Here is a 23,359-nt window from a genome sequence, read left to right as displayed (position 1 = left end):
ACGACGAGGAATGGACGCATGACCCAGTGGTATTACGCCGATCGCCAGCGCCGCCAGCTCGGCCCGCTGCCCGCCACCGAGATCGCCCGCCTGTTCCACGGCGGCGAGGTCGACGCGGCCACCCTGGTCTGGCGCGACGGCATGGCCGCCTGGCAGCCGCTGGGCACGGTGCGCGCCGAACTGGGCCTGGACGAAGCCCCGCCGCCGACCCTGGACTTCCGCGCCGGTCCGGAGCCGGTGCCGGCCGTCGAGACGACGCCGGCCGACGCCATCCCGGCCGTGCCGCAGGTCCCCGCCCACGCGGCCAGCGGCGGCCATGCCGGCTACACCTACGCGGCGGCCGCGGCGACCGTGGATGCCGACGACGTGGTCCATGCCGGCCTCTGGCGCCGCTTCGCCGCCAGCGTCCTGGACGGCTTCATCACCGGCATCATCAGCTACGCCCTGCTGATCCCGCTGATGCTGGTGTTCGGCCTGAGCATGTCCAACCTGGCCAGTGGCGGTTTCGCCGAAACCGGCATGAGCGTCGGCTTCCTGACCCTGAACTATGCGATCAGCTTCGGCGTGCCCGCGCTGTACTTCGCCTGGATGCACTCCTCCAGCAGCCAGGCCAGCCTGGGCAAGATGGCGGTCGGGGTGAAGGTCGTGCGCGGCAACGGCGATCCGGTCGGCTTCGGCCGCGCGCTGCTGCGCTACGTCGCCTACCTGGTGTTCGCGATCTTCACCTGCGGCGTGGGCGTGCTGGTATCGGGCCTGATGGTCGCCTTCACACAGCGCAAGCAGGCCCTGCACGACATGCTCTGCGACACCCTGGTGGTCGACCGCTACGCCTTCACCGCCCAGCCGCAGATGCAGAAACGCGGGCTGGACACGGTGACCGTGGTGGTCCTGGTCATCTTCGGCCTGCTGATGGTGCTGGGCATCATCGCCATGGTCGCCTTCATCGGCATGCTGTCCTCGATGCGCTGGCACTGAGCCACGCGCCGGGGGGCCGTCCTGGCGGCCCCCCGCCCGGCCGGCCGGCTTGACACGGCCGGCCGCGGCGTGATTCACCTATAAAAAGGACAGTGACCGCGCCCGGGGGCCCCCTCCCGGGCGTCGGCATCTCTGGCGGGCGCGTTCTTCACGCCGCCCTCACCGCCCGCACGCGTCCCGGAAGGACGCCGCAGCAGCACAGAAACGGACCCCATGCCCAAGCACCTGCTCATCGTCGAATCGCCCGCCAAGGCCAAGACGATCAACAAATACCTCGGCAAGGACTTCACCGTCCTGGCCTCCTACGGGCACGTGCGCGACCTGGTGCCCAAGGAGGGTGCGGTCGACCCCGAGCGCGGCTTCGCCATGCGCTACGACCTGATCGAGAAGAACGAGAAGCACGTCGAGGCGATCGCCAGGGCGGCCAAGGCCGCCGACGACATCTACCTGGCGACCGACCCGGACCGCGAGGGCGAGGCGATCAGCTGGCACATCGCCGAGATCCTCAAGGAGCGCGGCCTGCTCGACGGCAAGCCGCTGCATCGCGTCGTCTTCACCGAGATCACCCCGCGCGCGATCCGCGAGGCGATGACCCAGCCGCGGCAGATCGCCGGCGAGCTGGTCGACGCGCAGCAGGCGCGCCGCGCGCTGGACTACCTGGTCGGCTTCAACCTTTCGCCCGTGCTGTGGCGCAAGGTGCAGCCGGGCCTGTCGGCCGGCCGCGTGCAGTCGCCGGCGTTGCGCATGATCGTCGAGCGCGAGGAGGAGATCGAGGCGTTCAGGGCGCGCGAGTACTGGAGCATCGGCGCCGAGCTGGCGCACGCCTCGCAGCCGTTCACCGCCAAGCTGGTGAAGCTGGACGGGCAGAAGTTCGAGCAGTTCACCATCACCGACGGCGAGACCGCCGAGGCCGCACGGCTGCGCCTGCAGCAGGCCGCCGCCGGCGCGCTGCACGTCACCGACGTGGCCAGCAAGGAACGCAAGCGCCGCCCGGCGCCGCCGTTCACCACCTCGACCCTGCAGCAGGAAGCCTCGCGCAAGCTCGGCTTCACCACGCGCAAGACCATGCAGGTGGCGCAGAAACTGTACGAAGGCGTCAGCCTGGGCGACGAGGGCACGGTCGGCCTGATCACCTACATGCGTACCGACTCGGTGAACCTGTCGCAGGAAGCGGTGGCCGAGATCCGCGACGTGATCGCCCGCGACTTCGGCACCGCCTCGGTGCCGGACAAGCCCAACGTCTACCAGACCAAGTCGAAGAACGCCCAGGAAGCGCACGAGGCGATCCGCCCGACCTCGGCGCTGCGCACCCCGGCTTCGGTCGCCCGCTACCTCACCGACGACGAGCGCAAGCTCTACGAACTGGTGTGGAAGCGCGCGGTGGCCAGCCAGATGGTGCCGGCCACGCTCAACACCGTCTCGGTCGACCTGGCCGCCGGCAGCGAGCACTCGTTCCGCGCCAGCGGCACCACCGTGGTGTTCCCGGGCTTCCTCGCCGTGTACGAGGAAGGCAAGGACACGAAGACCGCCGAGGACGACGACGAGGGCCGCAAGCTGCCGCCGCTCAAGCCCGGCGAACGCGTGCCGCTGGACCGCATCCACGCCGACCAGCACTTCACCCAGCCGCCGCCGCGCTACACCGAAGCGGCGCTGGTCAAGGCGCTGGAGGAATACGGCATCGGCCGCCCGTCGACCTATGCCTCGATCATCCAGACCCTGCTGTTCCGCAAGTACGCGGAAATGGAAGGCCGCGCGTTCAAGCCCACCGACGTGGGCCGCGCGGTCAGCAAGTTCCTGGCCGGCCACTTCACCCGCTACGTGGACTACGACTTCACCGCGCGCATGGAGGACGAGCTCGATGCCGTCTCCCGCGGCGAGGAGGAATGGGTCCCGCTGATGGAGAAGTTCTGGGGCCCGTTCAAGGAACTGGTCGAGGACAAGAAGGAATCGCTGGACCGCACCGACGCCGGCAGCTCGCGCTCGCTGGGCGTGGATCCGGAGACCGGCAAGGAAGTCAGCGCGCGCATCGGCCGCTTCGGCCCGATGGTGCAGATCGGCACCGTCGAGGACGAGGAGAAGCCGAAGTTCGCATCGCTGCAGCCGGGCCAGAGCATCTACTCCATCACCCTGGAGGAGGCGCTGAAGCTGTTCGACATGCCGCGCATCCTCGGCGAGAGCAACGGCCAGCAGGTCAGCGTCGGCATCGGCCGCTTCGGCCCGTTCGCCAAGCGCGGCAGCACCTACGCCTCGCTGAAGAAGGAGGACGATCCGTACAAGATCGACCTGGCGCGCGCGGTGTTCCTGATCGAGGAGAAGGAAGAGATCGCGCGCAACCGCGTGATCAAGGAATTCCCCGGCAGCGACATCCAGGTGCTCAACGGCCGCTTCGGCCCGTACATCAGCGACGGCAAGCTCAACGGCAAGATCCCCAAGGACCGCGAGCCGTCCTCGCTGACCCTGGAGGAGGTGCAGCAGCTGCTGGCCGAGACCGGCAAGCCGGCGCGCCGCGGCTTCGGCGCCAAGGCGGCGAAGAAAACCACCGCGAAGAAGGCGGCGGAGAAGGAAACGACGGAAAAGCCGGTGAAGAAGGCCACGGCAAAGAAGGCCGCAAAGAAGGCGACGAAGAAGACCGCGGCGAAGAAGGCGGCGAAGACCACCGCCGGCAAGACCGCGGCGAAGAAGGCCGCCCGCTCCGCCGCCGACGACGCGCCGCCGTTCTGAGACCGGCGTCACCCCGGCCCTTCATCCGCCGGCCGGATCGCTGTGGCTAACATCGCCACCCATGGCACGCACCCTCGACATCGATGACGCCGCCGCGCTGCTGCAGCGCGGCGGGCTGGTCGCCTACCCCACCGAAGCGGTGTGGGGCCTCGGCTGCGATCCGGACAACGAGACCGCGGTGCTGCGCCTGCTGCGTCTCAAGCAGCGCCCGCTCGAGAAGGGCCTGATCCTGGTCGCCGCGCACATCGATCCGCTGCGCCGCTGGCTGGACCTGGCGGCCCTGCCGGCCGAACGCCTGGCCGCGGTGCTCGCCACCTGGCCCGGCCCACACACCTGGGTGATGCCCGCCGCCGAAGGCGCGCCGCGCTGGGTCACCGGCGGCCGCGACAGCATCGCCGTGCGGATCAGCGCGCATGCGACCGTGGTGGCGCTGAGCGAGGCCTTCGGCGGCCCGCTGGTGTCGACCAGCGCCAACCTCGCCGGCAAGCCGCCGGCGCGTTCGCGCGCCCAGCTCGACCCGGCGCTGCACGATACCCTCGACGGCATCGTCGCCGGCGAGACCGGCGGCCTGGACCGGCCCACGCAGATCCGCGTGGCGCTGGACGGCAGCGTGTTGCGGGACTGAGCGGCACCGGCGATCTTCCGTCCTGGCTGCCCTGCAAGGAGATGGCCATGTCGAAGTGCCCGCTGCGCGATCCACCTGCAACCCCGGTCGCTGGCCCCATGCGCGCGACCTCCTGCCTGCGGGTGGCGTCGACCGGCGCTTCCGCCGCACTCGCGCTGCTCTGCGCCTGCCTGCCCGCGTTGGCGGCCGACGCAGCCGGGCCGGCCGCCGGCAAGGTCACCGTCTACCGCTGCCTCGACGGCAACGGCCGCCTGGTCGCGCTGCGCGATTCGCCGTGCCTGGCCGGCGAGAAGTCCGAGGTGGTGCAGATGCAGCGCCCGCAGGATCCGCCGCCGCGTCCCGCCGTTCCCGCGCCCGCGCCGACCTCCGGAGCGGAATCGCCGGTGCGCGAAGTCCATACCGTGCACCTGCAGCCGCCGCGGCCGATGTTCGAATGCACCGCGCCGGACGGCACCACCTATACCAGCGACGACGACGACGGAAACCCGCGCTGGGTGCCGCTGTGGACGCTGGGTTTTCCCGTGGCGTCGCGGCCGCCGGTGCGGCCACCGGTCGTCCCGCCGGGCGGGAGCGGGCCATCGCCACGCCCACCGCATCCGCCGGGCAACCCGCCGCGCCCGCCGCATCCACCCGGCCTTCCGCAGCATCCGGGACCGGTGCCGGTCATGGCCGGCGGCAGCTGGGTGCGCGACGCCTGCGTGCGCCTGCCGCAGGAGGACGTGTGCCGGCGCCTCTCCGACCGCCGCTACGAGATACTGCGCGTCTACCACGCCGCCATGCCCAGCGGCCGCGCCGAACTCGACCGCGAGCAGGCGCTGATCGACGAGCGCATGGCCAGCGACTGCCGCTCCTGATGGCCCTGCCGATCCGCGCCACGCTCCTGTCCTGCGGCTGGCTGTTCGCGCTGGCCGGCACCGCGCCGGGCGACGCGCGCGCCCAGGCGGTGACGCTGTACCGCTGCACCGACGCGGCCGGCAACCTCACCATCCAGAGCCAGCCCTGCCCGCCCGGGACGACCCAGCGCGAGCAGCCGGTGGCGGAGGTCCCGACCAGTCCGGGAGCCGCCGCGAAGGTGGCTGGCGCGACGCCACCACCACCGCCGCAGGCCGTGCCGCGCGCCGGGGCCGCAGGGGCCGCGCCCGTCGTCACCGCGCCGTCCGCGCGGCCGGAAATTCCGCCGGGCCTCCAGCGCTCCCGCGACGGCGGCTTCGTCACCACCAGCGTGGGCCCGGAGCCGCGCATCCTCGACAGCGCCGACCTGGTCCGCGAAGCGCCACCCGCCGATGCACCCGCGCTGCCGCCACCGCCGCCGCTGTTCCAGTGCGCCAGCCGCGAGGGCGACCGCTACCTGTCCGAGCAGGCCGAGCCGGAGCCGCGCTGCGTGCCCCTGCGCACCGTCGGCCTGGACGGCAATCCCGCCACCGGCGCCGGCACCGCCTGCGAGGTCATCCGCGACCCGTGCACGCCGGTGCCGGCCGAAGGCGCCTGCGAAGCCTGGCGGCGCCACGCGCGCGAGGCCGAAGCGCGCTGGCGCTTCGCCCATCCCGACAACGTCGAATGGCGCCGCGCCGAATACCAGCGGCGCCGCGGGATCGTGGCGCAGAGCTGCGGCGACTGAGCCTGGGTGCGCGAGGTGTGGCAGCGCGCGGCGGCCGGCACGCTCAGCCGGACCAAGGCACGCTCAGGCCCACCAGCAGCAGGAACAGCGCGAACACCTTGCGCAGCGCGTTGCCGCTGAGCCGGTGCGCCAGCCGCGTGCCCCAGGGCGCCGCCAGCACCGAGGCCACCGCCACGCCCAACGCCGCCGGCAGGTACACGTAACCGATCGCGTATTCCGGCAGCGCGCCCGCCGGCGCATGCAGCGCATAGCCGAGCGCGCTGGCCAGGCCGATCACCACGCCACAGGCGCTGGAAGTGCCCACCGCGCGCACGGGCACCACGCCATGCCAGACCAGCACCGGCACGGTCATGCTGCCGCCGCCGATGCCGACCACTGCCGACAGCGCGCCGATGCCGCCACCGGCAAGGGTCATCGGCCAGCCACGCGGCGGCGCCACCTCGCTGCCATCGGCCGGCGTGCGGGTGCGGCCGAAGCCGATCTGCCAAGCCGCCAGCAGGCAGTAGCCGGAGACGATCCAGCGCAGCACCGTGTCGTCCAGCGCCACCGCCAGGCCGCTGCCCAGCCAGCTGCCCAGCAGCAGGCCCGGCACCATCCACGCCACCGTCGGCCACAGCACGCTGCCGCGCCGCGCATGTGCGCGCGCCGAGGAGGCACCGGTGAGCACGATGCTCGCCAGCGAACTGGCCAGCGCCGCGTGCATCGCCGATTCCTGCGGCACGCCGGCCAGCGGCAGCAGCCACGCCAGCGCGGCGACCAGGACAAGTCCGCCGCCGATCCCGAGCAGGCCGGCGAGGATGCCGGCGACCACGCCGAGCACGGGGAACAGCAGCAGGATCAGCAGCGACACGGAACGCTCCAGCAGTGGGCGGCGGCCACGACGCGCCATGCCGGCCGTCGTCACGGCCGTTCAGGCCCGTTGGGTATATTCGAACGCATGTCGCGCCGCGCCACCATCTTTTCCTCGCGAAGCCTGCGCCAGCCCTGGCTGGCCCTGCTGCTCGCGCTGTCCCCGCTGTGCGCGCAGGCGCAGGTTGCCGCCCCCGGCGCCGCCAACGACGCGGCGATCCGTTCCGCCATCGCCGCCGCCCAGCGCGGCGAACCGGCCAGCGCGTCCGACGCGTCGCTGCGCCAGGATCCGCGCTGGCCATGGGTGGAATTCGCGCGCCTGTCGCGCGACCTCGACCGCGCCGATGCCGCGCAGGTGCGTGCCTTCCTGCAGCGTTACGACGGCCAGGCCGTCGCCAACGCCCTGCGTCCGCTGTGGCTGGCCTCGCTGGCGCGGCGCGAGCAGTGGAGCGATTTCCTCGCCGACTGGCGCCCGCTCGAGGATCCGGCGCTGCGCTGCTCCTGGCTCAACGCGCAGGCCGCGCTGGGCCGCACCGACCCGGACTGGAACGCGCAGGCCCAGGCACTGTGGCGCAGCGGCAAGTCGCTGCCCGACGCCTGCGACCGCACCTTCGCCAGCCTCGCCGCGCGCGGCGGGCTGGACGATGCGCTGCGCTGGGAACGCTTCGACCTGGCCGTCGCCGAGGGCGAACCCGGGGTGATGCGCGCCGCCGCGCGTGGCCTGCCGAGCCAGGCGCAGGCGCTGGCCCAGGACTACGCCGCCTTCGTGCAGTCGCCGCACGCGCGCACCGCGCAGTGGCCGCGCGACACGCGCAGCCGCCAGGTCGCCGCCGCCGGCCTCGCCCGGCTGGCGAAGAACGCCCCCGATGCCGCCGAGCGCCACCTCGCGCAACTGGCGCCGCAGCTGGGCATGACCGAAGCCGAGCGCGGCAAGGTGCTGTACCAGGTCGCGTTGTGGACGGTGGCCTCGTACCTGCCCGATTCGGCGCGGCGCCTCGCCGCGGTGCCGGCCGCGTCGTACGACGAACGCCTGCACGAATGGCGCGCGCGCGAGGCGATGGCGCGCGGCGACTGGGCCGCGGCGCTGGAGGCCATCCGCCTGATGCCGGCGAAGCAGCGCGCGGATGCGCGCTGGCGCTGGTTCGAAGGGCGCATGCTGGAGAAGACCGGCCGCGCCGCCGAAGCGCAGGCGCTGTTCCGCGCCGCCGCCACCTCGCCCAGCTTCCACGGCTTCCTCGCCGCCGACCGCCTCGGCCTGCCCTATGCGCTGTGCCCCTGGCAGCCGGGCGATCCGCCGTCGCTGCGCACCGAGGTCGCGCGCGACCCGGCGTTGCAGCGCGCCTTGGCCCTGTACCGCATCGACCAGACCGGCTGGGCGACGCGCGAGTGGAACGACGCGCTGTCGCGCTTCGACGACCCGAGGCGTCGCGCCGCGGTGGCGCTGGCACAGGAACACGGCTGGTTCGACCGCGCCGTGTTCTCGCTGGGCAAGGTGCCCGAGGAGCAGCGCCTGTACGAGCTGCGCTTCCCGCTGCACCACGACGCGGACATCCGCGCCGCCGCGAAGCGCAATGGCCTGGATCCGGCGTGGATCGCCGCCGAGATCCGCGCCGAAAGCATCTTCACCCCGACCGCGCGCTCCTCCGCGAATGCCCGCGGCCTGATGCAGCTGCTGCCCTCCACGGCCGCCGCCGTGGCGCGCCGCACCGGCCTGCCCTATTCCGGCGCGGACAGCCTGTACGACTCGTCCGTCAACATCGCCCTGGGCAGCGCCTACCTGCGCGAGATGGAGGACAAGTACGGCGCTACCTACCAGGCCATCGCCGCCTACAACGCCGGCCCCACGCCCACCGCGCGCTGGCTGTCGCAGCGTCCCGCGCACGATCCGGACCTGTGGATCGAGACGATCAGCTACAAGGAAACCCGCGACTACGTCGCCCGCGTGCTCGCCTTCAGCGCCATCTACGACTGGCGCCTCAACGGCGACGCCCTGCCGGTGAGCGACCGCATGCTCGGCCGCACCGAAGGCAAGCGCAAGGCGTTCGCCTGCCCGACACCGGCGTCGTAACTGCCAGGCGCTTCTCCCCTACGGAGAAGGGTCGGGGAAAGGGCCGGCATTCCGACGCCTCCAGGGTCCCGACCCTCACCCCCTGCCCCTCTCCCGTGGGGAGAGGGGAGATGGAACCCGCGCCCCCGACGCACCCGAAGACGCGGCAGCGCGGGGGTATGCCGCAAGCGGCTCTGGATGTGCCGGGTTCGCAGTCGCTGTGGTAGCGGTGAGGCAGCAAGCGCGTGGCGACGCGGCAGACGGCGCCAGCGCCCTGGTGCATTCCCGGCGGCGCGTGGCGACGCGCCAGAGGTTGCCAGCGCCCTGCTTCACCACCGGCGCCCACGCTACGATGCGCGCATGGAAACCTACCTGGTCGGCGGCGCGGTCCGCGATGAACTGCTGGGGCTGCCGCCCGGGGACCGCGACTGGGTCGTCGTCGGCGCCACCCCGCAACAGATGCTCGACGCCGGCTTCCGCCCCGTCGGCCGCGACTTCCCCGTGTTCCTGCATCCCGACACCGGCGAAGAACACGCCCTTGCCCGCACCGAACGCAAGAGCGGCCGCGGCCACCGCGGCTTCGTCGTCGACGCCGATCCCTCGGTGACCCTCGAAGAAGACCTGCAGCGCCGCGACTTCACCATCAACGCCATCGCGCGTGACGCCCGCGGCAACCTCATCGACCCCTACGGCGGCACCGACGACATCGAACGGCGTGTGCTGCGCCACATCGGTCCCGCCTTCGCCGAGGATCCCCTGCGCGTCCTGCGCGCCGCCCGTTTCATGGCCCGTTTCGCACCGCTGGGCTTCAGCGTCGCCCCGGAAACGATCGAGCTGATGCGGCGGATGGTCGCCGGCGGCGAACTGGAAACCCTGGTCGCCGAACGCGTGTGGCAGGAACTGCGCAAGGCGCTGGCCGCGCCGAAGCCCTCCGCCTTCCTCTCCACCCTGCGCGCCAGCGGCGCCCTGGCCGTGGTCCTGCCCGAGGTCGACGCTTTGTACGGCGTGCCGCAGCGCGCCGAGTTCCATCCCGAAGTCGACACCGGCACCCACCAGGAACTGGTCAGCGACATGGCCGCCCGCCTCGCGCCTGGCGACGACATGGTGGGCTTCGCCGCGCTCACCCACGACCTCGGCAAGGCGCTCACCCCCGCGCACGTGCTGCCGAAGCACATCGGCCACGAAAGCGCCGGACTGAAGCCACTGGCCCGGCTGTGCGAGCGCCTGCGCATCCCCACTGCGCACCGCCGCCTGGCCGAGGCGGTGTGCCGCGAGCACCTCAACGTGCATCGCCTGGCCGAACTGCGCGACGACACCGTGCTGCAGCTGCTGGAACGCTGCGACGCCTTCCGCCAGCCCGGACAGGTCGCACGCATCGCCCTGTGCTGCGAGGCCGACAAGCGCGGCCGCCTCGGCAGCGAGGACGCCGACTACCCGCAGGGCCCGGAGCTGTGCCGCCTGCATGCCGCCGCCGCGGCGGTCAACGCCCGCGACCTGGCGCTGGCCGAAGGCCTCACCGGCCCGGAGGTCGGCCGCGCCGTGCAGCGTGCACGGGTGGCGGCGATCGCCGCGGCACGCACCCTGCGTCGTCCCGGCTGACGCGGAGCGCCCGCAACGGATTGCCCCGCGGCGGGACCGGCGTCCTCGCCCGTACCGGCCCAGGCCCATGCACGGCTGCGACCTGCCAGGGACGGTGTCGATTTCCGCCCTGCGGGCCCGTCGTCGTTGCAACAGGAGAATGGATCCCTGGCAGCGAGGAGGAACGGCGATGGCTTACGTGGACGGTTTCGTGCTTCCGGTCCCGGCGGACCGGGTCGAGGACTACCGCAAGCTCGCGCGCAAGGCGGGAAAGATCTGGCTCGAGTACGGCGCGCTCGAGTACGTGGAATGCGTGGCCGACGACGTGCAGCCAGGCAAGCGCACCTCGTTCCCGCAGGCGGTGAAGCTCAAGCCCGGCGAGGTCGTGGTGTTCGCCTGGATCCGCTTCCGCTCGCGCGCCCACCGCGACCGGGTCAACGCCAGGGTGATGGCCGATCCGCGCCTGTCCAGCCTGGATCCGGCGACCCTGCCCTTCGACGGCAAGCGCATGTTCTGGGGCGGCTTCAAGCCGATCGTGCAGTTCTGAGCGAAGGCTGTCGATTGCGGCACCGGGCATCCGTCGTGGGAGGAAACGGCAACGAGGAGACAGCGACATGCGCGTGATGGTGATGGTCAAGGCGACGCCCAGCTCCGAAGCCGGGGTCATGCCCAGCGAACAGCTGCTGGCGGACATGGGCCGCTACAACGAGGAACTGGTCAAGGCCGGGGTGATGCTGGCCGGCGAAGGCCTGCACCCGAGTTCGAAGGGCGTGCGGGTGCGCTTCTCCGGCAAACAGCGCAGCGTGGTCGACGGTCCGTTCACCGAGACCAAGGAGCTGGTCGCCGGGTTCTGGCTGTGGCAGGTGCGCTCGATGGAGGAAGCCATCGAATGGGTGCGGCGCTGCCCCAACCCGATGCCCGAGGACAGCGAGATCGAGATCCGGCCGGTGTTCGAGGAAGAGGACTTCGGCGAGGAGTTCACCCCGGAACTGCGCGAGCAGGAACGGCGCCTGCGCGAGCAGATCGGCAACCGCGGCTGAGCCGCACTGCAAGGCCGGCCGGGCGCTGCGGCCGCCTCATCGACCGTTACGGCGTGTGCTGGACGGTCAACTGCTCCGGTCCGCGCCCCGGATCCTGACCGGAAAGGAACGCACCATGGCCAGCCAGATCTTCGTCAACCTGCCGGTGAAGGACCTCGACCGCTCGGTGGCGTTCTTCACCGCGCTGGGTTTCAGCTTCAACCCGCAGTTCACCGACGAGAACGCCACCTGCATGCTGGTCGGCGAGAACATCTTCGTGATGCTGCTGGTGGAGCCCTACTTCGCCACCTTCACCGGCAAGCCCGTCAGCGACGCCACCCGGCAGACCGAGGTGCTGGTCGCGCTGGCGCTGGAAAGCCGGGAGGCGGTCGATGGGATGGTGGCGAAGGTCGTCGCCGCCGGCGGTACCGTCACCCAGCCGGCGCGCGACCTCGGCTTCATGTACCAGCAGAGCTTCGCCGACCTGGACGGGCACCAGTGGGAGCCGTTCCACATGAACCCGGACGCACTGCCCCCGCAGGGATGAATGTCGCGGGACTTGCCCGCGGCGCATGCGGATGGTGTGATCGGCCGCCATGAGCCCCGCAGCCCACCACGCGGAGATCCATCGCACCATCGACGCGGTCTGGCGGATGGAGTCGGCGCGCGTCATCGCCGGCCTGACCCGGATGGTGCGCGACGTCGGCCTGGCCGAGGAGCTGGCCCAGGACGCGCTGGTCGCAGCGCTGGAGAAATGGCCGGACACCGGCGTGCCCGACAATCCGGGCGCGTGGCTGATGACCACCGCGCGCAACCGTGCGATCGACCGCCTGCGCCACCTCAAGCTGCGCGAGCAGAAGCACGTCGAGGTCGCCTACGAGCTGGAGCAGTGGCAGGAGGGGGCCGGCGAACGCGACGAGCTGCTGCTCGACGATCCGGTCGGCGACGATGTGCTGCGGCTGATGTTCATCGCCTGCCATCCGGTGCTGCCGCCGGAATCGCGGGTGGCGCTGACCCTGCGCCTGCTCGGCGGCCTGGAGACCGGCGAGATCGCCCGCGCCTTCCTCGCCAGCGAGCCAACCATCGCCCAGCGCATCGTCCGCGCCAAGCGCACCCTGGCCGAGGCCAACGTGCCGTTCGAGATCCCGCGGCGCGAGGAATTGCCCGAGCGCCTGTCGGCCGTGCTCGGCGTGATCTACCTGGTGTTCAACGAAGGCTACGCGGCCACCAGCGGCGACGACTGGGTGCGTCCGGCGCTGTGCGAGGAAGCGCTGCGCCTGGGCCGGGTGCTGGCCGGGCTGATGCCGCGCGAGCCGGAGGTGCACGGCCTGGTCGCGCTGATGGAGATCCAGGCCTCGCGCCTGCACGCACGCACCGGCCCCGACGGCGAACCGGTGCTGCTGCTGGACCAGGACCGCTCGCGCTGGGACCGCCTGCTGATCGGCCGCGGCCTGGAAGCGCTGGAACACGCGCGCCAGCTCGGCGGCACGCTGGGGCCGTATGCGCTGCAGGCCGCCATCGCCGCCTGCCACGCGCGCGCGCCCACCGCTGCCGATACCGACTGGGCGCGCATCGTCGCCCTCTACGACGCGCTGGTGCAGCTGGCGGCGTCGCCGGTGGTCGAGCTCAACCGCGCGGTCGCCGTGTCGATGGCTTCCGGCCCGGAAGCGGCGCTGGAAAGCGTGGATGCGCTGCGCGACGAACCGAAGCTGGCCAACTACCACCTGCTGCCCAGCGTCCGCGGCGACCTGCTGTTCCGGCTGGGCCGGCTGGACGAAGCACGCGTGGAATTCGAACGCGCCGCGGAGCTGGCGGGCAACGCCCGCGAGCGCACGCTGCTGCTGCAGCGCGCCGCGCAGTGCACGGCGTGAGTGCGCCGGTCAGATCCGCAGGTGCCAGCCGCGCCGGTCCATCCAGCGCACGACCAGCCACCAGAACCCGGTGAACGCCAGGGCGAAGGCCAGCGACGGCAGGTACGGCCCGAAGCGCGGCGTCATCCAGCCGGCGAAGAGCGTGGCGTAAAGCCACGACCACGCACCCGACGCCGCCAGCGCGTAGACCATCAGCGCCGATCCGGCATACGCGGCGATCGCGTTGACGCCGAAGCTGCGTCCCAGCGCCGGCCAGCCGCGGCGGTCGACGAGCACGTGCGCCGCGGCCAGCGCCAGCATCGCCCAGCCACCGGTCCAGGCCACGTAGGACGAGGTCCACAGGTTCTTGTTCCAGGGCAGCAGCAGCGACCAGGGCAGGCCGAGCAGCAGCAGTGCGAGGCCCGCCTGCCACAACCGCTGCGTGGCGCCACGACGCAGCCAGTCGCCGGCGCGCAGTCCCAGCAGCGTGGTCGCCAGGGCGCCGAGGGTGCTGGGCAGGCCTTCGGGATCGTGGCCGCGGCCGCTGGCCGGATCGTGCTGGTACAGCCACGGCCCGGCGAGCGCATCGTCGATGCGGCTGGCGAGGTTGTCCCAGGGCTCGGAGCTGCCGCCAAGCGCCAGCAGTGCCCACCCGCCCAGCAGCAGCACGGTGAGCAGGATCCACTGCGCGCGCGGCTTCAGCCACAGCGCGACCATGCCCGCGCCAAGGAAGCACAGGCCGATCCGCTGCAGCACGCCCCATGGACGGAAGTACGCCTGGTCGAGCCACCACCAGGCCGTCAGGTGCAGCAGCAGGCCCAGGCCGATGATGCGCAGCGAACGCAGCACGACCGCGCGTGCCAGCGGCGCGCGCCCGGCGCCGCGCTCCAGCCGCGGCACCACGCCCAGCGCGATCGACACGCCGACGATGAAGAGGAAGAACGGGAACACCAGGTCGGTCGGCGTGCAGCCGTGCCAGGGCGCATGCAGCAACGGCGCGTAGACGTGGCCCCAGTCGCCGGGCGTGTTCACCAGCAGCATCGCCGCCACGGTCAGCCCGCGCAGGGCGTCGACCGAGGCGAAGCGCGGCGGCGTGGCCGGACCGCCGCCCATCAGGCCGCGGCCGGCGCCGGGGTCATGCCACGTCCTCGCGCGCGCCGCCGATCCAGGTCGCGCGCACCTGCAGCGCCTCGTCGAGCAGCACCAGGTCGGCGCGGTAGCCTGCCGCGATGCGGCCCAGGCGATCATCCAGGCCGAGGAACCGTGCCGGATAGGTCGAGGCCATGCGCGCGGCCTCCTCCAGCGGCAGGCCGAGCAGGCGCACGCTGTTGCGCACGGCGGTGGCCATGTCCAGCGCCGAACCGGCCAGCGCGCCGGCGGCATTGCGGACCACGCCGTCCACCGCGGTAATCACCTCGCCGTACAGCGCGAACGAGGGATCGTCGGCGCCGACCATCGGCATCGCATCGGTGACCAGGTACAGCTTGCCGCGCGGCTTGGCCGCCAGCGCCACGCGCAGGCTGGCCGGGTGCACGTGCACGCCGTCGACGATGATCCCGCACCAGGCCTCGCGGTCCTCCAGCGCGGCGCCGACCGCGCCCGGCTCGCGTCCCTGCAGCGGCGACATGGCGTTGTACAGGTGGGTGAAGCCGCGCAGGCCGGCGTCCAGGCCCGCACGCGCCTGTTCATAGGTCGCGGCGGTGTGGCCGGCGGCGACGATGGCGCCGCGCGCGACCATGGCGCGGATGGTGTCCAGCGGCACCTGTTCCGGCGCCAGGGTAACCAGGGTGACGCCGTTGTCCAGCGAGGTGGCCATCGCCACCTCCGCCGCGTCCGGCACGCGGAACTTGCTGGCGTCGTGCGTGCCCTTGCGTGCCGGCGCGATGTACGGGCCTTCCAGGTGCACGCCCAGCACGCCGGGGACGCCGGCGGCGATCGCCTCGCGCGTGGCCGCCACCGCGCGCGCCATCACCGGCGCGTCGTCGCTGATCAGCGTGGGCAGGAAACCGGTGGTGCCGAAGCGCCGGTGCGCGCGGCCGATCGCGGCGATCGCACCGGCCGTGGTGTCGTTGTTGAACAGCACCCCGCCGCCGCCGTTGACCTGGGCATCGATGAAACCGGGGAGCAGGATGCCGCCATCGAGGTCCTGCACTTCGTCGGTCTGCACGCGCGCCTGTTCCGCCGGCAGCACGGCGGCGATGCTCCCGTCGCGGACGAGCACGGCCAGGCCGTCCTGCAGGGTTTCGCCGGCAAGCACGCGTGCGTTGAGCAGGGCGGTCGTGGCCATCACACCGTCTCCGTGACCTTGTTGAGGTGCGGTGGCAGGTCCGGGTTGTGGCCGCGGCGCAGCGCCAGCGCGTTGATCGCGCGGTAGAAGGCCTGCACGGTGAGCAACGGCGCCAGCGCCGGATGCGGCGCGGCCGGCAGCGGCAGGCGTCCATCCACCCCGCCCTGGCCTGCCACCCACACCTGCGCGCCGCGCGCGCGGAATTCGTCGGCGACCGCGACCGCGCCGGCGCCGGTTTCGTCCGGCTGGGCGAACACCAGTACCGGGAAGCCGGCGCCGACCAGGGCCATCGGCCCGTGCTTCACCTCGGCCGAGCTGTACGCCTCGGCGTGCAGGCCACAGGTTTCCTTGAACTTCAGCGCCGCTTCCTGCGCCGCGCCGAGGCCCAGGCCGCGGCCGAGCACGAACAGGTTGCGCGCCTCCACCAGCCCGTCGGCCAGCGGCGACCAGTCCTGCTGCCACGCCTCGCGCAGCGCATCGGGCAGCGCATCCAGTGCCGCCAGCAGCGCCGCGTCGCCGGACCAGTACGCGCCCAGCTGCGCGATCGCCGCCAGCGAAGCCAGGTAGCTCTTGGTCGCCGCCACGCTCCGTTCCGCACCGGCGCACAGCGGCAACACCGTGTCGGCCAGCGCCGCCAGCGGCGACTCCTCGACGTTGACCAGGGCCAGCACGTGCGCGCCCGCGACCTTCGCCGCCTCGGCATTGCGCAGCAGGTCCGGGCTCCTGCCCGACTGGGACACGGCGATGAACAGCGCCCCGCGCAGGCGCAGCGGCGCCTCGTAGACCGACCCGACGGAAGGCGACAGCGAGGCGGTGACCACGCCCAGCCGCGTCTCGAACAGGTACTTGGCGTAGGTGGCGGCATGATCGGAGCTGCCGCGCGCGCAGGTCGCCACGAACGGCGGCGGCGCATCGCGCAGGCGCGCGGCCAACGCGGCGACGGTGTCGCGGTTGCGCGCGAACTGGGCGGCGACGACGTCGGCCGCCTCGGCGGCCTCACGGTGCATCAGCGTTGCGTTCCCGGCGGGCAGTTGCGCTGGCATGGTCATGCTTCGGAAGAGGGCGTGGCGGGTCGCGGCCGCGCCTGCAGCGGCGCCGGCGCGGTGGAGCCGCGCACCACCAGCTGCGGCACGAAGCCCTGGTTGGTCACGGCCAGCGGGTGTTCGGCATAGGCGTCCTGGCGCAGGCTGCCGATCAGCAGGCGCGCGGCGTGGCGGGCGATGTCCTCGGTGGCCTGCTTGGCGGTGGTCAGCGGCGGCCACGACTGGCGCGAGAACGGGCTGTCCTCGAAGCCGGCGATCGACAGGTCGTAGGGCACGTTGAGGCCCACCGACTTGGCCGCCGCCAGCACGCCGGCGGCGATCTCGTCGTTGCTGCCGAAGATCGCGGTCGGCGGTTCGCGCAGCGCCAGCAGGCGGCGCGCGCCGCGGAAACCGTCGTCGAAGGTGTAGTCGCCCGGCACCACCAGATGCTTGTCCAGCGGGATGCCGTAGTCCTTCAGCGCCGCCTCGTAGCCGGCGTAGCGCTCGCCGGAGGAACGGTGCTGCGCCCCGCCCCAGAGGAAGCCGATGCGCTGGTGGCCGAGCTGGATCAGGTGTTCGGTGACTTCGTATGCGGCGTCGCGATCATCGATGTAGACGCAGGGACCATCGCCGGGATCCCCGGTGGCGGCGATGATCCGCACCACGCGGATGCCGCGCGCCACCAGCGCGGCGACCAGGTCGGCGCGCTCGGACATCGGCGCGGTCAGCACCAGCCCGGCCAGGCGCGAGCGTTGCACGAACTCGGCCAGTTCCTCGGCCAGCAGCGGCGAGGTGGAGTCGCAGGGCTGGATCTGCAGGCCGAAGCCGGTTTCCCGGCAGGCCGCCAGCACGCCGTTCTGCACGCCGATGATGTGGTACGGATTGGGGTTGTCGTAGACCAGCCCGATCACGAAGGGCGTGCCGCTGCGCAGGTTGCGCGCGGTGGCGTCCGGCTCGTAGTCCAGCTCGGCGATGGCGGCCAGCACCCGCGAGCGCGTCGCCTGCATCACCGACGGCTCGTTGTTGATCACCCGCGACACGGTCTTCAGCGAGACCTTGGCCCGCTCGGCGACGTCCTTGATGGTGGGCCTGCGCATCGGTTCTTCGTCCAGCTCCTGTCCGCCTTCAATGATGCGCGATCAGCGACCGCCGGTCAGCCCGGCGCGGTGGCCGCGCAACGCGTAGAACAGGATGTACAGGTAGCAGGGCACCGCCAGCCCGGCGAACACCCACTGGAAGTCGAAGTGCTGCTTCAGCACGGCGAAGGCCTGCGGGATGATCGCGCCGCCGGCAATACCCATGATCAGCAGCGCCGAACCGGTCTCGGTGAAACGGCCCAGCCCGCGGATCGCCAGCGGGAAGATCGCCGGCCACATCATCGCGTTGGCGAAGCCCAGCGCGGCGACGAAGCCGACCGAGACATAGCCGTGGGTCAGCAGCGCGCCCACCGCGAACAGCATGCCCAGCAGTGCCGACACGCTCAGCCAGCGTTCCTGCGAGACGAAGCGCGGGATCAGCACCAGCCCGGCCAGGTAGCCCAGCAGCATCGCGCCGAGGGTGAACGAGGTGAAGAACTTGGTCTGGTCCAGCGGCAGGTGGAAGCCGCGGCCGTAGGTGCCGATCGCGTCGCCGGCCAGCACTTCCACGCCCACGTAGACGAACAGGCACAGCACGCCCAGCCACAGGTGCGGGAACTGGAACACGCTGCGCCGCTGCGTCGCCGCGCCGGCCGGCACCGCGTTGGCCTCCTCGCTGCGCAGGTCCGGCAGCGGCGAGAACAGCACCGCCACGGCCACCAACAGCAGCACGCCGGCCATCACCAGGTAGGGTGCGTGGATCTTGGCGGCGAAGCCGTCGAGCAGCTGCGCGCGCGTGGCGGCGTCGGCCGCCTGCACCTGCGCCTCCAGGTCGCCGACGCCGTGCAGCACCAGCGAGCCGAGCACCACCGGCGCGAGCATGCCGGCGACCTTGTTGCAGATGCCCATCAGCGCGATGCGCCGCGCCGCGCTGTCGATAGGGCCGAGGATGGAGATGTACGGGTTCACCGCGGTCTGCAGCAGCGCCAGGCCGCCGCCGATCACGAACAGCCCGCCCAGCGCGCCGCCGAACCAGCGCTGCGTGGCGAACTGGCCGAACATCGCCGCGCCGCCGGCCATCACCGCCAGGCTCAGCGCCAGGCCCTTCTTCATGCCGGTGCGGCGCAGGATCCACGACGCCGGCAGCGCGAGGAAGAAGTACGACAGGTAGAACACCATCAGTACCAGGAACGCCGAGATCTCGCTGACGTCGAAGGCGAGCTGGACGAAGCTGATCAACGGCCCGTTGATCCAGGTGAAGAAGCCGATGATGAAGAACAGGCCGCCGACGATCGCGATCGACGTGGCCAGTCCGCTGCGCGCCTGCGCGGTGGTGGTCGCTGACATTCCTGCACTGCCTCCCCGGGTTGGGCGTGGCCCGTGGCGGGCCAATGCTGGGAACAACGTTGTCACATTTATTCGTTCGTGGCGGCCCCCTTGTCAACCTGGCGACGGCGCGACAGGCGCGGATTCCGCTGCAATGCAGCAGGCGATGGGGGCTGGCGGTTCAATCTGAATACGGCTATGTGCTTGTTTTGACGTTGCTATTGCTCGCAATCCCGGAAGGACGCCCTCCACCGTTCCAGTTTTCACCCGGATCGCCCCGGCGCAAGGTGACGCCTGCCCGGAAAGTCTTGACATCGTTGTCAAGGCAATCCCAGACTCGGCCCCGTTCCGTGCCCAGGGCAGGACGTCCGGGCACACACAGCGACGGGGAAAGACGCGTGCCAGCAGCCGCTACCGCATCACTTACGCCAGTCCATCCGCCCCGGCCGTTCATCGCGGCCGACGTCGGCGGCACCCACGTGCGCATCGGCCTGGTCGAGGCCGCCGCCGCGGGTGTGCCTCTGCAGGTCATCGCCTACAGCAAGTTCCGCTGCGCCGACTACGCCGGCCTGGACGCGATCCTGCGCGAGTTCATCGAAGGCATCGCCAAGGCCCGCGGCGAAGCCGCCGCGCCGCGCGTGGCGGTGATCGCCAGCGCCGGCTATCCGCTGGACTACGGCACGGTGATCGCCGCCAACCTGCCCTGGCCGCTGTCGCCTTCGGCGATCCGCGACGCACTGGGCCTGGACGCCGTGCATCTGGTCAACGACTTCGAAGCGGTGGCGCACGCCGTCGCCCACCTCGGCGACAGCGAGGTGCTGCAGCTGGCCGGCCCCGCCGACACCGCGCGCGGCCCGGTGCTGGTGCTGGGCCCGGGCACCGGCCTGGGCGCGGCGGTGTGGATCCCCACGCCCACCCGTCCGGTGGTGCTGGCGACGGAAGCCGGCCAGTCCGCGCTGGCGGTCGGCACCGAGCTGGAGATGGCGCTGCTGCGGCAGATGCTGGCCCAGCGCAGCCACGTGCCGGTCGAGCACGCCCTCTCCGGCCCCGGCCTGATGAACCTCTACACCGCGCTGTGCGCGCTGCGCGGCAGCGCGCCGGTGCATGCGCGCCCGGGCGACGTCACCGCCGCGGCGCTGGCCGGCACCGATCCGCTGGCGCGCGAAAGCCTGGAGGTGTTCTGCGGGCTGCTCGGCAGCACGGTCGGCGACATGGCCCTGCTGTACGGCGTGCAGGGCGTGTACCTGGCCGGCGGGATCCTGCCGCAGATCCGCGAATTCCTGGTCCACAGCGATTTCGTCGCGCGCTTCCTCAACAAGGGGCCGATGCGCGAGGCACTCGAGCGGGTGTCGGTGCGGCTGGTCGAACACGGGCAGCTGGGCGTGATCGGCGCCGCCAGCTGGTACCTGGGCTCGGGCCTCATGGAGAACGAACAACACGGCTGAACAGCGCCGGGAGCAGTGCGTCGTTGGGTTGTCCCGGTGTTTCCGGGTCGTGTCACAGAAGGCAGTCGTCGCCGGAGGCGGGGTCTCCGGTGCAATCCAGACAATGATGGGAGAGACATCATGAAGCACCGCAAGTCCATTCTTTCCGTCGCCATCGCCACCTGTATGGGCTTCGCCGTGCAGGCCAGCGCGCAGGAAGCCACTGCGCCGGCGAACGACAGCGCCACCGAACTCGATACCGTCACCGTGGTCGGCATCCGCGGCAGCCTCAAGCAGGCGCTGGACGCCAAGCGCGACGCAGACGCCATCATCGACGTGGTCACCGCCGAGGACGTGGGCAAGTTCCCGGCGACCAACGTGGCCGAGGCGATCACCATCATCCCGGGCGTGACCATCGACAAGGCCTTCGGCCAGGGCGAGAAGGTCTCGATCCTCGGCACCGACCCGGCGCTCAACCGCACCCTGCTCAACGGCCAGACCGTGGCCTCGGCCGACTGGTTCATCACCGACCAGCCCGGCCGTACCTTCAACTACTCGCTGCTGGCGCCGCAGATCGTCGGCCGCGTCGAGGTGTTCAAGTCGCCCGAGGCGCACATCGACGAAGGCTCCATCGGCGGCACCGTCAACATCGTCACCCGCAAGCCGCTGGACCTGGAGAAGACCACCATCTCCGGCCAGATCGGCTACCTGTACAACGACCGCATCGGCAGCGGCGACCCGCAGGCCTCGCTGCTGCTGGGCTGGAAGAACGACGCCGACACCTTCGGCGTGATCGTCGCCGCGCAGCGCGCGCAGGAAAGCATCCGCCGCGACGGCATCGAGTCCTACGGCACCGTCACCGGCCGCGACTACGCCTACGGCCAGGGCGGCGGCGGCTCGATCTTCAACCTGCCGGCCGACTGGTCGCAGGCGCCCAATCCGGACGGCAGCCAGCCGACCCTGCCGGCGTCCTGCACCGGCGCCTGCGCCACCACGCTGATGGCCAACCTCGACGCGGTCGGCCCGAACTCGGTCAGCGCCCACTACTTCGAGCAGCAGCGCAACCGCGACACGGTCTCCGTCGCGCTGCAGTTCAAGCCGGTGGAACAGCTGGACATCGAGTTCAACGCGCTCGACGTCCGGGCCGAGTTCGACAACATGAGCCACTCCATGTTCGCCTTCAACGGCAACGCGTGGAACGGGCTGATGAAGCTGACCGACCTCACCGTGGACGGCGGCGTCATCACCAGGGCCACCTTCGACAACGCGCTGGTGGTCTACGACCTGATCAACCGCCAGTCGACCATCGACACCGATTCGTACGACCTGAAGGCCACCTGGAACGAGGACCGCTGGTTCGCCTCGACCCACTTCGGCCGCTCCAAGGCCACCGGCGGCACCGGCCGCCAGGTCTACGGCGAATTCCTCAACTGGTCCGACTACAGCTACGACATCAGCGGCGACCGCAGCCTGACCTTCCACGCCGCCAACCCGTTCCTGGATCCGTCCGCGTTCCAGATCGACGGCGGCTGGGGCGCCGATCCGTCCAGCGCGGCGACCTGGAACCCGGGCTGGGGCGGCAACATCGTGTTCAAGCCGACCTGGGACGAGGAGAAGTACGGCCAGGTCGACTTCGGCATCCGCCTCGACTCGCCGGTATACCAGCTGCGCTTCGGCGCCAAGCGCCGCGAGCACGAGACCGGCCAGCGCATGGGCGGCGTCTCGCTGGCCACCGTCGCCGGCTACGGCAATGCCACCGCCGACCAGTTCAGCCCGCGCCCGCTGCCGGGCAACTACCTCAGCGGCTTCCCGAACACCGGCGACCTGTCCGAGCGCTTCACCATCGACGGCTGGGCGCTGGCCGACTGGATCCTCAGCGGCGAATGGCTGGCGCCGTGGCAGACCATGCCCGAGCCGAACACGTTCAACGACCCGTCCTTCGCCGCCAACACCTGGACGGTGACCGAGGACATCGACGCGTTCTACGTGCAGGCCGACTACAGCTGGAACCGCGTGCGCGGCAACTTCGGCGTGCGCTACGTGCGTACCGAGTCCGACAGCATGGGCTGGGCCTGCACCATCAACGTCAGCCCCTGCCCGGCCAACGCGTACGCGCCGACCAGCGTGCGCAAGAAGTACGACAACCTGCTGCCCAACCTGAACCTCGCCTTCGAGGCGCGCGACGACCTGATGCTGCGCTTCTCCGCGGCCAAGGTGATGGCGCGCCCGAACTACGGCGACATGTCCAGCTACCTGTGGCTGGGCGACCAGACCCTCACCGGCGGCGGCGGCAACCCGGACCTGGATCCGTACCAGTCCACCAACCTCGACTTCTCGGCCGAGTGGTACTTCAGCGAGAACTCGATCCTGGCCGGCACCCTGTTCCGCAAGGACGTCTCCGACTACATCCTGGTCACCACCCGCGAGGAGACCCACTTCAACCAGAACCAGGGCACCGACACGGTCTACAACGTGTCGCGGCCGAACAACGCCGGCGACGCCACCGTGCAGGGCTTCTCGGCCGCGTTCCAGCACACCCTGCCGATCGGCTTCGGGCTGCTCGCCAACTACACCTGGGCCGATGCCGAGGCGGACAACGGCGATCCGCTGCCGTACAACTCCGAGCACCAGGTCAACGTCAGCCCGTTCTTCGAGAACGACCGCTGGAGCGCACGCCTGACCTACTCCTGGCGTTCGAAGTACTACACCCAGGTCGACCGCGGCAATTACCTGGTCACCGACGACTACGACTCGCTCGACGGCAGCGTTTCGTTCCGGATCAACGAGTTCCTCAGCGTGAGCCTGGACGGCATGAACCTGCTGGATTCCAACTACTACACCTACGCGGAAGTCGACGGGATCGCCAACACCGACAAGCTGGTGCGCGGAGACTACCGCACCGGCCGCCGCTACCAGGCGACCCTGCGCGTGCAGTTCTGATG

At 71.4% G+C, this 23,359-nt stretch carries 19 protein-coding genes; 13 read left to right on the top strand and 6 right to left on the bottom strand.

Annotation, left to right across the window (positions count from 1 at the left end; translation table 11 throughout):
* The first annotated feature begins 18 nt into the window (after nucleotides 1–18).
* From M503_RS0112820 to M503_RS0112800, 5 genes are all read left to right on the top strand, one after another.
* Nucleotides 19–975, top strand: a complete 957-nt coding sequence (locus M503_RS0112820) for an RDD family protein (protein WP_028919947.1) — start codon at nucleotides 19–21, stop codon at nucleotides 973–975.
* A gap of 213 nt (nucleotides 976–1,188) precedes the next feature.
* Nucleotides 1,189–3,696, top strand: coding sequence for a DNA topoisomerase I (locus M503_RS0112815; protein ID WP_028928297.1), 2,508 nt, complete (start codon nucleotides 1,189–1,191; stop codon nucleotides 3,694–3,696).
* Between the two features lie 61 nt (nucleotides 3,697–3,757).
* The gene (locus tag M503_RS0112810) at nucleotides 3,758–4,321 is read left to right on the top strand and encodes a Sua5/YciO/YrdC/YwlC family protein (RefSeq protein ID WP_028919945.1); all 564 of its coding nucleotides are present in this window, start codon (nucleotides 3,758–3,760) and stop codon (nucleotides 4,319–4,321) included.
* A gap of 47 nt (nucleotides 4,322–4,368) precedes the next feature.
* Nucleotides 4,369–5,175, top strand: coding sequence for a hypothetical protein (locus M503_RS0112805; RefSeq protein ID WP_231472372.1), 807 nt, complete (start codon nucleotides 4,369–4,371; stop codon nucleotides 5,173–5,175).
* A complete protein-coding gene (locus tag M503_RS0112800) occupies nucleotides 5,175–5,939 on the top strand; it encodes a DUF4124 domain-containing protein (protein ID WP_051414602.1) in 765 nt (254 codons plus the stop codon). The genes M503_RS0112805 and M503_RS0112800 overlap by 1 nt, the downstream gene beginning before the upstream one ends.
* Before the next feature lie 43 nt (nucleotides 5,940–5,982).
* On the opposite strand, the gene M503_RS0112795 is transcribed toward M503_RS0112800, so the two are convergent.
* Nucleotides 5,983–6,789 carry a sulfite exporter TauE/SafE family protein gene (locus tag M503_RS0112795; RefSeq protein ID WP_231472371.1) on the bottom strand — a complete coding sequence of 269 codons (807 nt, stop codon included), beginning with the start codon at nucleotides 6,787–6,789 and terminating at the stop codon, nucleotides 5,983–5,985.
* An 87-nt stretch (nucleotides 6,790–6,876) separates the two neighbouring features.
* Between M503_RS0112795 and M503_RS0112790 the strand changes: the two genes are divergently transcribed.
* From M503_RS0112790 to M503_RS0112765, 6 genes are all read left to right on the top strand, one after another.
* The gene (locus M503_RS0112790) at nucleotides 6,877–8,856 is read left to right on the top strand and encodes a transglycosylase SLT domain-containing protein (protein ID WP_028928295.1); all 1,980 of its coding nucleotides are present in this window, start codon (nucleotides 6,877–6,879) and stop codon (nucleotides 8,854–8,856) included.
* Between the two features lie 339 nt (nucleotides 8,857–9,195).
* The gene (locus M503_RS0112785) at nucleotides 9,196–10,434 is read left to right on the top strand and encodes a multifunctional CCA addition/repair protein (protein ID WP_028928294.1); all 1,239 of its coding nucleotides are present in this window, start codon (nucleotides 9,196–9,198) and stop codon (nucleotides 10,432–10,434) included.
* A gap of 169 nt (nucleotides 10,435–10,603) precedes the next feature.
* Nucleotides 10,604–10,960 carry a DUF1428 domain-containing protein gene (locus tag M503_RS0112780; protein WP_028919939.1) on the top strand — a complete coding sequence of 119 codons (357 nt, stop codon included), beginning with the start codon at nucleotides 10,604–10,606 and terminating at the stop codon, nucleotides 10,958–10,960.
* Between the two features lie 67 nt (nucleotides 10,961–11,027).
* A complete protein-coding gene (locus M503_RS0112775; RefSeq protein ID WP_028928293.1) occupies nucleotides 11,028–11,453 on the top strand; it encodes a YciI family protein in 426 nt (141 codons plus the stop codon).
* A gap of 115 nt (nucleotides 11,454–11,568) precedes the next feature.
* A complete protein-coding gene (locus M503_RS0112770) occupies nucleotides 11,569–11,979 on the top strand; it encodes a VOC family protein (RefSeq protein ID WP_028928292.1) in 411 nt (136 codons plus the stop codon).
* Between the two features lie 49 nt (nucleotides 11,980–12,028).
* A complete protein-coding gene (locus M503_RS0112765; protein ID WP_028928291.1) occupies nucleotides 12,029–13,303 on the top strand; it encodes an RNA polymerase sigma factor in 1,275 nt (424 codons plus the stop codon).
* A 9-nt stretch (nucleotides 13,304–13,312) separates the two neighbouring features.
* Here the strand turns inward: M503_RS0112765 and M503_RS0112760 are convergent, their stop codons facing one another.
* The 5 genes from M503_RS0112760 to M503_RS0112740 are packed head-to-tail and all read right to left on the bottom strand — an operon-like array spanning nucleotide 13,313 to nucleotide 19,014.
* Complete coding sequence (locus tag M503_RS0112760; protein WP_037061401.1) at nucleotides 13,313–14,395, bottom strand: acyltransferase family protein; 1,083 nt, start codon at nucleotides 14,393–14,395, stop codon at nucleotides 13,313–13,315.
* Nucleotides 14,396–14,417: 22 nt separating this feature from the next.
* Nucleotides 14,418–15,569, bottom strand: a complete 1,152-nt coding sequence (gene nagA / locus M503_RS0112755) for an N-acetylglucosamine-6-phosphate deacetylase (RefSeq protein WP_028928289.1) — start codon at nucleotides 15,567–15,569, stop codon at nucleotides 14,418–14,420.
* Complete coding sequence (locus M503_RS0112750) at nucleotides 15,569–16,618, bottom strand: SIS domain-containing protein (RefSeq protein WP_051414601.1); 1,050 nt, start codon at nucleotides 16,616–16,618, stop codon at nucleotides 15,569–15,571. Before M503_RS0112750 ends, nagA begins: the two co-directional genes overlap by 1 nt.
* On the bottom strand, nucleotides 16,615–17,688 hold the full coding sequence (locus tag M503_RS0112745; protein WP_024869886.1) for a LacI family DNA-binding transcriptional regulator: 1,074 nt from the start codon (nucleotides 17,686–17,688) through the stop codon (nucleotides 16,615–16,617). The genes M503_RS0112750 and M503_RS0112745 overlap by 4 nt, the downstream gene beginning before the upstream one ends.
* A gap of 42 nt (nucleotides 17,689–17,730) precedes the next feature.
* Nucleotides 17,731–19,014, bottom strand: coding sequence for a sugar MFS transporter (locus tag M503_RS0112740; protein WP_028928287.1), 1,284 nt, complete (start codon nucleotides 19,012–19,014; stop codon nucleotides 17,731–17,733).
* Nucleotides 19,015–19,391: 377 nt separating this feature from the next.
* Here M503_RS0112740 and M503_RS16485 point away from each other — a divergent pair, with 377 nt between their 5' ends.
* Both M503_RS16485 and M503_RS0112730 read left to right on the top strand, forming a co-directional pair.
* On the top strand, nucleotides 19,392–20,438 hold the full coding sequence (locus tag M503_RS16485) for a glucokinase (protein WP_051414600.1): 1,047 nt from the start codon (nucleotides 19,392–19,394) through the stop codon (nucleotides 20,436–20,438).
* 120 nt (nucleotides 20,439–20,558) lie between these two features.
* On the top strand, nucleotides 20,559–23,357 hold the full coding sequence (locus tag M503_RS0112730) for a TonB-dependent receptor (RefSeq protein ID WP_028919932.1): 2,799 nt from the start codon (nucleotides 20,559–20,561) through the stop codon (nucleotides 23,355–23,357).
* The last annotated feature ends 2 nt before the right edge of the window (nucleotides 23,358–23,359 follow it).

The sequence above is a fragment of the Pseudoxanthomonas suwonensis J47 genome, from assembly GCF_000513955.1.
In the GTDB taxonomy this organism is placed as follows: Bacteria; Pseudomonadota; Gammaproteobacteria; order Xanthomonadales; family Xanthomonadaceae; genus Pseudoxanthomonas; species Pseudoxanthomonas suwonensis_C.
The sequence above is the reverse complement of the archived record's forward strand: the minus strand, read 5'-3'. Positions and strand labels throughout refer to the sequence as shown.

Excerpts from the sequence above, each read along its gene's own strand:
- M503_RS0112730 (WP_028919932.1), top strand. The coding sequence starts at position 20,559 with ATGAAGCACCGCAAGTCCATTCTTTCCGTCGCCATCGCCACCTGTATG.
- M503_RS0112800 (WP_051414602.1), top strand. The coding sequence starts at position 5,175 with ATGGCCCTGCCGATCCGCGCCACGCTCCTGTCCTGCGGCTGGCTGTTC.
- M503_RS0112785 (WP_028928294.1), top strand. The coding sequence starts at position 9,196 with ATGGAAACCTACCTGGTCGGCGGCGCGGTCCGCGATGAACTGCTGGGG.
- M503_RS0112780 (WP_028919939.1), top strand. The coding sequence starts at position 10,604 with ATGGCTTACGTGGACGGTTTCGTGCTTCCGGTCCCGGCGGACCGGGTC.
- M503_RS0112745 (WP_024869886.1), bottom strand. The coding sequence starts at position 17,688 with ATGCGCAGGCCCACCATCAAGGACGTCGCCGAGCGGGCCAAGGTCTCG.
- M503_RS0112765 (WP_028928291.1), top strand. The coding sequence starts at position 12,029 with ATGAGCCCCGCAGCCCACCACGCGGAGATCCATCGCACCATCGACGCG.
- M503_RS0112790 (WP_028928295.1), top strand. The coding sequence starts at position 6,877 with ATGTCGCGCCGCGCCACCATCTTTTCCTCGCGAAGCCTGCGCCAGCCC.
- M503_RS0112815 (WP_028928297.1), top strand. The coding sequence starts at position 1,189 with ATGCCCAAGCACCTGCTCATCGTCGAATCGCCCGCCAAGGCCAAGACG.
- M503_RS0112810 (WP_028919945.1), top strand. The coding sequence starts at position 3,758 with ATGGCACGCACCCTCGACATCGATGACGCCGCCGCGCTGCTGCAGCGC.
- M503_RS0112750 (WP_051414601.1), bottom strand. The coding sequence starts at position 16,618 with ATGACCATGCCAGCGCAACTGCCCGCCGGGAACGCAACGCTGATGCAC.
- M503_RS0112775 (WP_028928293.1), top strand. The coding sequence starts at position 11,028 with ATGCGCGTGATGGTGATGGTCAAGGCGACGCCCAGCTCCGAAGCCGGG.
- nagA (WP_028928289.1), bottom strand. The coding sequence starts at position 15,569 with ATGGCCACGACCGCCCTGCTCAACGCACGCGTGCTTGCCGGCGAAACC.
- M503_RS0112760 (WP_037061401.1), bottom strand. The coding sequence starts at position 14,395 with ATGGGCGGCGGTCCGGCCACGCCGCCGCGCTTCGCCTCGGTCGACGCC.
- M503_RS0112805 (WP_231472372.1), top strand. The coding sequence starts at position 4,369 with ATGTCGAAGTGCCCGCTGCGCGATCCACCTGCAACCCCGGTCGCTGGC.
- M503_RS0112770 (WP_028928292.1), top strand. The coding sequence starts at position 11,569 with ATGGCCAGCCAGATCTTCGTCAACCTGCCGGTGAAGGACCTCGACCGC.
- M503_RS0112820 (WP_028919947.1), top strand. The coding sequence starts at position 19 with ATGACCCAGTGGTATTACGCCGATCGCCAGCGCCGCCAGCTCGGCCCG.
- M503_RS0112740 (WP_028928287.1), bottom strand. The coding sequence starts at position 19,014 with ATGTCAGCGACCACCACCGCGCAGGCGCGCAGCGGACTGGCCACGTCG.